Here is a 12,426-nt window from a genome sequence, read left to right on the forward strand (position 1 = left end):
AAGCCTGTTATTGACGTTCCCATTTCACCTGCCAGGGGTCATTGGATGCTATACAAAATGCTTTTAACTTTTGTTTTAGGTGGCTTAATAATTCAACATGGGCATCCTTTTGGGCTAAATTATTAATTTCCAATGGATCTTCCTGCAAATCATACAGTTCAAATTCCGGACGTTGATTATAAAGCGCCATCGGTCTGGGGCCATAGTATTCCCCACCCTTCTCCAGGGCCGCCTGCCAGGAAGCCGAAGACCATAAATCCTCCGCATGCGGAAAAGGAAGCGGATAGGCGATATTCCATATCAATTTATACCTTTCGGTAATGATCGTCCGCATGGGGTAGTACATCGTAATTTCATGAAAAGTATGAGAGGCAAAAATGGTATCTTTTTTAAAATTCGGATTGGAAAAAGCCCCTTTAAAACTTTTGCCATGAAAATCAGGGCTGGCGGTATGATCCCAACGTAGCGTATCTTGTTGATAAACTTCCGACAAGCGGTTTTTCGCTTGCGGTAATAATCCCACCATGTCCAATAGTGTAGGCGTAATATCTACCCAACTGACCAGCGCGTTGCTGGTTGCCACTTCGAAAGTACCCTTTTGCGGTTTAACGATCAGCGGCAATTTTAAAGCCGGTTCATATTGGTTGGATTTGGCTCCCGGAAAAGCAATCCCATTATCAGAAAGATAAACAATGATGGTATTCTCCCAAAGATCCGCTGATTTCAAATAGTGAAAAAGCTTACCGATACCCTGATCCATTCTGGCTACTGCCTGATAATATTCTGCCATTTCCGCCCTGGTCTGAGGATCATCAGGCAAATAAGGAGGAATTTCCACTTCTTCAGGCTGAAAGATATGAGGAGTGATCCCGACGCGGCTTTCTTTTTGATTCCCAAAAGTATCTACAAAATCGGTTCCCGCTTTAATGCTGCCGGAACGGTGGGGATCTTCTGTACAGTAATAGAGTAAAAAAGGCTGATCGGCTGTTCTTTCAGACAAAAAGGAGATGCAATGATTACTCATTTCCACACTGTTCCTCCCATGCCCCGCGAGCAGGGAATCAAAACGAAAAACATGTTCCGGATGCAGATGATATTTCCCTACCCGAACAGTTTCATAATCCCCTAATTCCTTTAGCAAAACGGGCAAGCTTTGGATATGCTCATAGGCACTGAAATGGTGGAAATGATGCATATGGCCGTAAAGCCCGTTTGCATGATTATAAATACCACTCAATAAGGTAGACCGGGAAGCAGTGCAGGAAGCCGAAGTAGCATATGCCCGATTAAACCGAACACCTTCCTGGGCCAGCCCATCAAGATTGGGGGTATGAATGCTTTTATTGCCATAGCAGGCCAAATCATCCGTACCATGATCATCGGAAACAATGAACACAATATTAGGGCTTTGTTGTGCCGAAAGCCGGAAGGCCATCATAAAAAAGAAAAGCCAACAGAAAATTTTTCTCATCTTTTTAAAATTAAAAAAAGCTGCTTTGTTCTCACAAAGCAGCTTCCATATCAGTACGACTTAAATTATCATTCTGCGCCTACACCCTGTGTCACTCTAACGACTACATAGGCTTTTCTATTCAGTGCATCAAGGGTCAAATCCATATCAAAAATAGGTTTAGACATAGTAGTGACCTCATCATCTGTCATGAATCTGAGGGTAACATCACCCGTTTCATCCGGACCACAAACCGTGCTTTCTTCACTAATTTTATTGCCTTCAGCATCCAGCTCCACATCGATTTTTCTATACTCCAGATCAATTTCAAACATTAATTCTGCACCAGTAGAAACTTCTGAACTCAACCATTCCTTTCTAAAGGTATCATCATTCTTAATGGCTGCCCACTCTGCATCCGCCCAATACGGGGAATTAAGAAATTTGAAGGAAGCATAGTGACTCTGCACCCCAGTGAACGTCTTCTTATAAATAAACGTATCTCCTTCACGTGGAATATTCGTCTTTTCACTTGAAAGATCCCAACCCAACATAGAACCAGGGCCACCCACGGCAAACATTTGCGAGAAGTCGGTATCTGTACATTCCAAATTGTCCGGATCAATAGGGCTTCTTACTACTTCCTTGGTCACAATAGCTTCTGCCGTAATCTTTTGCGAAGAAGGACTATACTTAATCGTTAAGTTCACTTCCGGCGCTTCCCACTCATACTCCAGTTTTGCTTCTGAGATAAAATTAATTGCAGAAGATTCATTTCCTTCCGTCACATCTCCGATGGCATTTACCGTTGCACCCAAAGCTGCTGACAATAGTCCCTCTTCCAAATCAAGGGCAGCGCCCGTACTAATTTTTTCTCCGGAAGGAGCAATGATCGAATAACTCACCGAAGATTTAGCCACACCATTAATAGTAAAGGATGGCAAGTCAGCACCCATCATCTCCGAGATCTGTCCGTCCACCTCTATTCTATAAGGTGCTACTGTGGTATCTTCCTTATTCTCATCGCTACAAGCGGTGAAGCAAAATGCCAAAAAGGCAAGGGTCGAAAATTTTAAAAAATCCCTCATTTTTCAATAATTAAAATAATATAAATAATAAAAGGCGATTGGTTTTAGTGCCTCCGTAACAATTGTAAATGTAGGGAGCCCTGCTAAGGGCGATCTCCAATAATTGCCCGAAAAAGAGTAAAATCATATTTTTCAAAATACACTTTCCGAAAGTCAATCACCCACAGCCCTTTAGGCATTTTACATACAATAAGCCTTTAATTTATAAGCTGATCCTAATTTTTAGGTATAGAAAAAGATGTATATTTAACGGCTTAAGCCTGCCCATAAAGCGATATTTTTCAACTTTACTCTTTATTGGGCACTTTTTGCGAATGGCTGCTTTTTTTTTGCCTTTCATTTACAGTCAATGATTGTAAAGAATTTTTTAACCAAATAATTAGTAATGGCTAGGTACATATTCTTTTTGACCAAAGCCCATCTGCGTTTAATGGGCACGCTACCAATTTTATTTTTATTACTATTTAATACTCATGTGTATGGACAAAATCGTACGATAAGTGGAGTGGTTATGGACGCGGACGGCCCGATACCCGGCGTCAATATCCAGTTAGAGGGCACGACGATCGGCACCATGACCGACTTTGAAGGACGCTATGAAGTCAACCTCAGGGATCAGGAAGACCCGATACTCATTTATAAATTTGTCGGATATAAAACCGTTCGGGAAATTGTAGGGAACAGAAACACCATTGATGTGTCTTTGGAAATGGATGTTCAGGAATTGGAAGAATTAGTCGTGATCGGATATGGAGAGGTGAAAAAGAAAGACCTCACCGGAGCGGTAGGCATGGTGGAAACCGAAGACCTGACCCAATTTCCGGTATCCGATGTGAGCAATGCGCTCGAAGGTAGAGTCGCCGGAGTCTTTGTAAGTTCCACTTCAGAACCTGGCGGTGTGGCCAATATGAATATCAGGGGTATAGGTTCCGTTAACGGTAATTCCAATCCGCTGTTCGTGGTAGACGGTATCCAAATGGACAATATTTCGGGCATCAACCCCAATGATATTGAAAACATGCAGGTGCTTAAGGATGCTTCTTCGGCGGCCATTTATGGTTCTCGTGCTGCAAATGGCGTGGTGTTGATTACCACCAAATCCGGAAAGTCGGGAGAGCAAAAGATATCGGTGAACCTGGAAAGTGGGGTAAGTCAGGTGTCCAACTCCTTTTCAATGATGAATACGGATCAATATGCCCAATATACCCGGGACCTTTTTAACAATGCCTCTACACCGCAATTTCCACAAAGCCCTCCGGCATGGGTAGAGGATCCTGCGATTATGGCCACCAATACCGATTGGCAAAATGAGGTATTCAAACCAGGGACCATGACCAAAGCCGACTTCTCTATTTCCGGCGGAAATGATCATGGGACCTACAGAGCTTCCCTGGGCTATATCAATCAGAGTGGTACGATTGACAATTCAGGCTTTGAGCGAATTAACCTGAGCATTAACTCCAAACAAAAGCGTGGTGCCCTGACCTTTGGCATCGCCTCCAACATGTTTATCTCGGATAAGGAAAGCTCCAAACTATCGGCCAATTCCTTTTCCCATATGATTTACACCGCGGCACCGCAAATGCCGGTATACGATCCTAACAACCTCAATGGTTTTGGCGCCCCGTCTATTGCACTTACCGGGCAAAATAACACCCCAAACCCTATGGTAGGTTCGTTATATGAAAATACCACAAAACGGTATGGCATCATGAGTAATATTTATGCGGAATTTAATATTATCAAAGGGTTGGATTTCCGTACCGACGTAAATACTAATTTTGTAAGTCGCAACAACCAGGAATATAATCCAATTATTGATCAGGGTTCTGCCGGCGCATTAAATGAGCGTTCCAACTACCTGAATAAAGTAGAAGATACCCGCTTTGACTATAACGTGGAGAGTTATTTCAAATTCAACCGTACTTTTGGGGACCATTCCATCAATGCCATGGCCGGAGGAACCCTGAATGTAGAAAACTTATTGGGTACTCAAATTAGCGCGACCAATATTGAAGAAGGTACCATGGTTCCCCAGACAGGAAATGTAGGTACCGCCTACGGATTCAACAGAACCTATCGCCTGGCCTCCGTTTTGGGCCGTGTAAATTACAGCTTCAAAGACCGCTATTTATTTACGGCGAGTTTCCGCCGTGACGGTTCCTCTCGCTTTGTCAACAACAAATGGGGTTCCTTTCCTTCTTTCTCCGCAGGATGGCGCATCTCTGATGAGCCTTTTATGAAAGGCTTAACGGAAACCATTTCCAATTTGAAATTACGTGCGGGTTATGGAGAATTGGGTGGCCTTGGAGGAAATTCCATGCCGGTGCTTAATAACCAAATTCTGTATCCCTTTCCTTCCGGCGGATACCAGGGGGTAGCGCCAATTGAGCTTTCAAATCCGAACCTCACCTGGGAACGCGTTCAGCAAACCAATATTGGTTTGGACATGGGTTTTTGGGACGACAGAATATTACTGACGGGAGAATACTTTATCCGTAATTCCCATGATATGTTAATGCAGTCCGTGAACCCGGGATATTCCGGTATCCGTGGTGACAACTGGGTAAATCTGGGCTCGATGACCAATAAAGGGGTGGAAATGAGCATCACCTTTAATCACCAGAGTGATAATGGCCTAAAGCAGTCGGTTACCTTCAACACTACTTTGATTCGCAATGAAGTCACGGAGCTACCGGAATCTTATTTGGGTGGCGTGACCAATGAAGCCAGCCACCTGGTAGTAGGGCAACCTATAGGTGTTTTTTATGGCTATGTGCGCGATGGGCTCAACCCAATCACCGGAACACAGATGTTTAGAGATGTCAATGGTGACTTTGAGGTGAACGGAGAGGATCGTGAGGTGTTAGGTTCGCCACATCCTACCTATTATCTGGGATTAAATTACAATGCCTCCTACAAAGGATTTGACTTCTCCATCTTCCTGCAGGGTGCCGGTGGTCACCAGCTTTACAATATGACCAAGCAGAATTTGGAGGGAACTTCCTCCTATGGCAACCGCTTAGACTATGTCAATGACCGTGCATGGCGTGAGGATAATCCTAATGGCACATTGCCTCGTATCACCGCTAAAAATGAATCCAGTCACCCTGGTATTACCAATGATGTGATTTCGGATCGCTGGATTGAAGATGCGGCTTATTTAAGAGTAAAAAATATTCAAATAGGCTATACCTTCCCTCAGGCATTACAAGACCGATGGGGTACAAACAACCTGCGGGTATATGTAAGTGGCATTGACCTATTTACCTTTACCAATTACAGCGGACTGGATCCTAGCTTCGTTAGCTCCTACTCTCAGTCTTTCCAATTAGGATATGATAATACCGGATATCCACCGGTACGTAGTTTCACCGCAGGTTTACAATTGTCATTCTAATTTTTTTAATTATGCTAAACTGTAGTAAATTTTTCAAAAAATATTTCCTGGGCCTGATCCTGTTATTTTCCTTAACATCCTGTGAAGATTGGCTCACCGTAGATTTGGTAGATAGTGTTACCCCTGATAACTACTATAAATCCAAAGAACAAATGGACAAGGCGCTGATTGCCGCCTATTCCCCATTAGCCAATATGGGCATGTATCGCCAAATATTTGGCGTGGTGTTAGATTTAGGCTCCGATGATGTCTTTACCCTGGAGGGCTCATTTTTAGGTTATATGAATTATAATGTAGCCAATGATGATGAAAACCTATTCAAACGTGGTAGAAAGACTACGGAGACAGAGGTGATCGCCGGTTATGGTATTTACAATTCCATTTACGAAGGCATCATGCGTTGCAACATCGTTTTAGATAAATTACCGGATTCTGAAGTGCCGGATGATGCACAAATTGAAGGGGAAGCACGCTTTTTAAGAGCACTATATTTCAGACATCTGATGAATTTGTGGGATCAGGGAGTCGTGATTACCGAGGAAAATTATAATGATATCGCCATTCCTTTTACCTCTACCAGCAATATGGCTCCGGTAATTGAGGCGGACCTCAAGCTGATTCTAGAAAAAGAAATGTTACCTCATGCTACCGATGGTAATTTCCAAACCGGTCGTGCCAATATTGAAACCACCCAGGCACTGCTTGCCCGCCATTACCTTTACCAGGGCATGCCGGAAAAGGCGGAACCGCTTTTGGCCGCGATTATTGAAAGCAACAGCTATGCGCTTATTCCGATAGATCAGGTATTTTCTGTTGCCGGAGATAACAGCAGCGAGAGTGTTTTTGAGGTACAAGTGTCAGATGCTATAGGCGGATCTACTCCTTGGTTTGATGATAACAAAGCTTCGGCTCCATCGTCTTTGCGTAACAACTTCATCGGCCCTACTCAAACCGGAGCATGGCAAAATATTATTCCAACTCATGACCTTGTCAATACATTTGAGGCGAATGATTTACGTAAGCAAAACTTCATTCTTTCTGACGGTGACCCTATCCCATATGAAGAAGGAGTAAATTACCGCGCTTCAGACGCCTTTCCCTATTGTGTGCTTAAAGGCATTAAGTCCGGGGCTTATGCTAATGCGGAAAATGGAAGCGGTCAGCATACGGAAAACTTCCCTATTATTCGCTATGCGGATGTATTGCTGATGCATGCCGAAACTATCCTTTCCTCCAACCCTACCAAAGCCATTGAAGAAATCAATCAGGTACGGGCCAGAGCTTTTGGCTACGCAACGGTACAAGAGTTGATAGCAGCCGGAGAAAGTATCGAAGATTATCGTGCCAGAAAAGGGATTTCCTTATTTGAAGCCCTGAAACATGAACGCCGAAAAGAATTTTGCTTTGAAGGCCTTCGCTATTTTGATTTGGTACGATGGGGCGATGCTGAGAAAAACACCATTATGACGCAGCGAGGATGGAACAAAAGCAAGGAACGTTACTATCCACTACCACAGGAGGACATTAACTTCAATGATTCCTTCCTATAATGATTAAAGCGTGTTTAAGCTCTAAATTCATTACGGAAAAAATGATTATTTCAAAAGTGATTCTTGGTTTTTTGAGAAATTATAAAAACCCTTTATAAAATATCATTCCATATCGCTTCCATCATTCGAATTTCCGATGGAGTCAGGAGATTTTTAAACATGCTCTAAAGTGGTGTAGTTCTTCTGCACCACTTTTTTTTAAGATCAAAAAAAAATTCAGACCTATATTTTCATGAAAAATTATATCTTTTTTTTAACCCTCATCCTGCTTTTCTGGGGTTGCGGTGAAAAAACCATCAAAACCTACGAGGTGCAGGAGGTATGCCTGACCTTGGAAAATGAATATGAAAATCCATATGTAGATGTTGAAGCCTGGATTACCCTGGAGGGACCTGGCATTCAAAAAAAGATTTATGGCTTTTGGGACGGGGATAAAACTTATAAATTTCGCTGGGTAGCCACCACGGCAGGCCAATGGCGTTGGGAAAGTCATGCTCAAACTCCGGATGCTGGTCTGGTGGGTAAAAAAGGATCGGCAATGGCTGAAGAATGGTCGGAAGAGGAGCGCTTACAAAACCCCAACAGAAGGGGCTTCTTGACCACCGCCCCGAGTGGCCGCTCCTATCAATATGCCGATGGGACTGATTTCTTTATGTTGGCCGATACCTGGTGGTCAGCGGCCACCTGGCGATTCCCACTGAAGGGACATACGCCAGCAGCCCAATATCAGCCAAAAGAAGGTATTAGCTTCGAGCAGGCTGTACAATTCCGAAAAAATCAGGAATTTAATACGGTGGGCATCATTGCTGCCTTTCCCAATTGGCGTGCTGATCAATATCCGGCAGCAAGCTCCGACCAGGAGGGAACGGCGATCCGTCAGGCATGGGAGAAAAACGGGCAAAACACCGGAAAGGATATGCATGATGAACATGGGAATATGCCCTTCGAATTAAGAAAAAACTCTGATGTGATCGCTGACTTTGACCGCATTGTTCCGGCTTATTTTCAAAGTTTAGATGCAAAAATTGATTACCTCAGCGAGGAAGGTTTTGTGACTTTTCTGGAAACGGTTCGTCGGGATCATGGGCCAATTTGGAAGAAAAACCATGATTTTAATGCCTCCTTCTCCCGCTATGTGCAATATATCATCGCGCGCTATGGCGCCTATAATATTATATTTAGCGGTATCCACTTAGATTTTATCATTGAAAAATATTCCCTTAGCGAGCAGGAATTCAATCAGGCTTTGACTTATCATTTCGATAAATACGGTCCTCTACCCTACGGGCAACCACACACCATTCTCATTGATGGATCCACTTACAAGCGATTCGGACATGGCGATCAGGCCCCGTGGCTAACCATGCATTCGGTGGGAAATGTACCCCGAAATCATGGTTTCTACCCCATGATTGAAGAAATCTATCATTTGGATCACCCCTATCCTGTGGCCAATCTGGAACCTTATTACCCGGGTTGGAATCATGATTACCATAACCGTGTTGCTGGAGAATTACCAGAACCCAACTCAGAGCGGGATCATTACTTTGGCAGAACGCAAATGTACGGCAGTGTATTTTCCGGTGCGCTGGTGGGACATATGTATGGAACGGGCGCCTACTGCGGCAGCACCAGCGGAGAGCCTTACGAGGAGGGTGCACGTCCCTTTATTTGGGAGGGGCTGAATTACAGTTCCGGGGCACAAATGCAATTCTTAAAAAAATTCATCACTTCCGAAGGCGACCAATACCAATATTGTGTCCCTAAAAAGGAATTGCTGCTCCCTCATAAGGCGAACAATGCGCAGGAGAATGGACTGGATGGCTGGGCATTTATGCTGCTTCATCCTACACAGGAGTTGGCCTTCTCTTACTTTGAAAATCTGGCAGAAATCCCTACCGTACAGGGCCTGAAAAATAATGAAAAGTATCAATTACAATGGTTTAACCCTATTACCGGTGAGTGGATAAAGACTTCCAAAACCTATGAAAGTGATGGCTCCGGCCAGCTTCCATTATCCGCTTTTCCGGATGGAAAACCGATTGCTCAACAAGATTGGTGTTTAAAAATTGTAAAAGCATGATATTGAAAAACATAATCAGGATGGCAGGAGGGCTATTGCTCCTTTCTGCCTGTAATAAGGTATCTAACCATTCGGAGCCGGACAAGACCTATTTGGAGCCGCAATTAACTATTGAAAAACGTGTAGAGCATCTCCTGTCGCAAATGACGCTGGAGGAAAAGCTCAGCCAATTTCAATCGGGCGTTAATATGGTCGAAGATGGCGGCTACGGCGTCGGAGGCTTTGGCTTTATGTCCAAACATTATGGACCTGCCCAAAGTGCCGAAGAATATAATCGCTACCAAAAATCACAAATTGAAAATACCCGCTTAGGCATACCTGCCTTGCGATCGGCTGAAGGCATTTTTGCTTATATGGGCAATGGCTCTACCAGCTTTCCGGTGCCCCTCGGAATTGCTGCCAGTTTTGATACCGAGTTAAGCGAAAAAGTCGCCAACACCCTGGCCCGGGAGATAAAACCCCGCGGTTGCAGGATCGTGTTAGGGCCTGTGGTCAATCTCACCCGCGACCCTCGCTGGGGGCGCACCAATGAGACCTACGGAGAAGATCCCTTCCTCTCCGGACAAATGGGAGGCGCCTTTGTTCGTGGAATGAAGTCCGAGGGGATGATGACAATGATGAAGCATTTTGTAGCCAATATGGGGCTGGATGGTCAGTTTACCGGACCGGTAAGTTTTTCAGAAAGATTGCTTCGTGAGCAATACTTCCCGGCTTTTCAGGCATGTGTGGACGAAGGGGTTTCGTCGGTAATGATGGCCTATAATACCCTGGATGGTATTCCCTGCGCGACAAATCGCTGGCTGATGGAGGATATTTTACGAAAAGAATGGGGATTTGAGGGGACTATCAGTACCGATGGCGGGAGTGCTCAGTTTATATTTGATGAATTGGGGCTCTATGAAGATTCCGTACAATTCGCCGCTGACATGATGAATGCCGGCATTGATAAATCCTCTCCCCCGGCCTTCTTTGGGGAGCCATTGCGTAAAGCCCTGGAACAAGGGCTGGTATCACAGGAACGTTTAGATCAATCCGTAGCCCGCTTGTTAAAGCGTAAATTTGAATATGGACTTTTTGATGATCCATATGCTGATGCCGAATTGGCGGAAAAACAAAACAATTCACCCGAACACCGGGCACTTTCGTTGGAGGCTGCCAAAAAATCCATGGTTTTACTAAAAAACAACCAACAAAGCCTGCCATGGTCAAAGGACATTAAGGAGATAGCCGTGCTGGGCCCCATGTCGGATTGGTTGCTCATTGGGCATTACGGTGGCTACGGAAGAGAGGAAGTCACCGTATTAGATGGCATTCGTCAATGCCTGCCCAATGCTAATATTCGCCATCATAACGGCGTGGAAATGCAATACTTCGCACTTCCGGCCATCAGTCCCAAGCATTTCAATGGAAAGATAAAAGGAGCGTATTTTGATAATGAATCTCTTCATGGGGAACCCAAATTTATTCGGGAAGAATCTCAAATCGCCTATGACTGGGGTGCCGGAGCACCTGAAGGATTGCCCCATGATCAGTTCTCAGTACGCTGGACTGGCCAAATCAAAGCCCCAAAGACCGGCGAATTCACCCTTGGCGTAACTGCTGATGATGGCATCAGATTATACCTCAATAATGAACTGGTGATTGACGGATGGGAAGGTGGCAGTCGCCGATTATTTGAACACAAAAGATGGTTCAAAAAGGGAGAAATCGTGGATTTCAAATTGGAATATATGGAGCAGGAATTTAACGCCTATGCGCAATTGGGATGGGATTTAGACCTGACTCAAAATCTTCCTGTAGCCTTAAAAGAAGCCCAACAGGCAGAAGCGATCGTTGCGGTGATGGGAAGTTTTGAAAATGAGAATGCAGACCGGGCAAAGCTGGAGCTCCCAATGGAACAAGTGCAAATGATCCGTGCATTAGCAAAATTAGAAAAACCGCTGGTGGTCGTTTTGCAATCCCCTACCGTGATCGCCATGGAAGAGTGGATAGACGAGGTAGATGCGGTCCTGATGGCTTGGTATCCGGGTTGCGAAGGTGGAAATGCAGTGGCTCAAACCCTATTTGGAGATTATAATCCTGCGGGAAAACTTCCACTTACTTTCCCCAAAACCACCGGACAAGTTCCTTTGAATTATAACCGAACACCAAAAGGAAAAGCAGCCATCCGCTTTTTAGGTGACTATAATGAACCGCTATTCCCCTTTGGTCACGGACTTTCTTACTCCACCTTTGAATTCAGTAATTTAGTCATCAAAAATAAGCAAATTAGCCAGGGAGAAGATTTCCATTGCCAATTAAAAATCACCAATACCAGTGCCCGCGACGGGGAGGAAGTGGTTCAGCTTTATGTGCATGACCGACTGGCTTCGGTAGCACAACCCATCAAAAAACTTGTCGCTTTCGAGCGGGTGAGCGTAGCATCAGGCCAAAGTAAATTAATTGATTTTAAAATTTCGGCAGAGCAACTTAAAATCTGGAATCATGAAATGAACTTTGTCGCAGAGCCAGGCCATTTTGACCTATTCATAGGAGCTTCCTCAGAAGATATTAGAATCAGGGAAAGCTTCGAATTAGTCGAAAAAGGAGCATAAGTTGCATAAGACCTGCTTCAATCCTTCTTGAATTAGAAGGGAAAAAATGAAGGAAGAGTGCGCTTTTTCTAGTTTTTTCCGATGGAGCTGGTGTATAAAGTGAAAGCAAGCCTGCCCCAAATTAGGCTATTATAAATCAAAGAAAACAAATTATTATGAACTGAAATTAAAGCACTTGTGCTTAATGGATAAATTTATCGGTGAATCCTTTTGGTTCATTATCAAACACCATCTAATCGAGTTGAATTTAAGCCATTGTAG

The 12,426-nt window shown here is 44.1% G+C and carries 6 protein-coding genes; 4 read left to right on the plus strand and 2 right to left on the minus strand.

Translation table 11 applies throughout. The features are described from left to right. Positions 1-7: 7 nt before the first annotated feature. Both AAA970_RS23935 and AAA970_RS23940 read right to left on the minus strand, forming a co-directional pair. Positions 8-1,471, minus strand: coding sequence for a sulfatase family protein (locus AAA970_RS23935; RefSeq protein WP_338239419.1), 1,464 nt, complete (start codon positions 1,469-1,471; stop codon positions 8-10). A gap of 68 nt (positions 1,472-1,539) precedes the next feature. Further along, positions 1,540-2,538 carry a hypothetical protein gene (locus AAA970_RS23940; protein ID WP_338239420.1) on the minus strand — a complete coding sequence of 333 codons (999 nt, stop codon included), beginning with the start codon at positions 2,536-2,538 and terminating at the stop codon, positions 1,540-1,542. A 385-nt stretch (positions 2,539-2,923) separates the two neighbouring features. Here AAA970_RS23940 and AAA970_RS23945 point away from each other — a divergent pair, with 385 nt between their 5' ends. The 4 genes from AAA970_RS23945 (at position 2,924) to AAA970_RS23960 (ending at position 12,165) form a co-directional block, all read left to right on the plus strand. Beyond that, positions 2,924-5,938: a SusC/RagA family TonB-linked outer membrane protein gene (locus AAA970_RS23945; protein ID WP_338239421.1), complete on the plus strand. Its 3,015-nt coding sequence runs from the start codon at positions 2,924-2,926 to the stop codon at positions 5,936-5,938. Positions 5,939-5,949: 11 nt separating this feature from the next. Further along, positions 5,950-7,488: a RagB/SusD family nutrient uptake outer membrane protein gene (locus tag AAA970_RS23950; protein WP_338239422.1), complete on the plus strand. Its 1,539-nt coding sequence runs from the start codon at positions 5,950-5,952 to the stop codon at positions 7,486-7,488. Positions 7,489-7,720: 232 nt separating this feature from the next. Beyond that, positions 7,721-9,571 (plus strand): apiosidase-like domain-containing protein, encoded by a 1,851-nt coding sequence (locus tag AAA970_RS23955; protein WP_338239423.1) that lies wholly within the window; start codon positions 7,721-7,723, stop codon positions 9,569-9,571. A 2-nt stretch (positions 9,572-9,573) separates the two neighbouring features. Beyond that, positions 9,574-12,165: a glycoside hydrolase family 3 N-terminal domain-containing protein gene (locus AAA970_RS23960; protein ID WP_338239424.1), complete on the plus strand. Its 2,592-nt coding sequence runs from the start codon at positions 9,574-9,576 to the stop codon at positions 12,163-12,165. Positions 12,166-12,426 lie beyond the last annotated feature (261 nt).

The sequence above is a fragment of the Persicobacter diffluens genome, from assembly GCF_036244895.1.
Taxonomy (GTDB): Bacteria; Bacteroidota; Bacteroidia; order Cytophagales; family Cyclobacteriaceae; genus Persicobacter; species Persicobacter diffluens.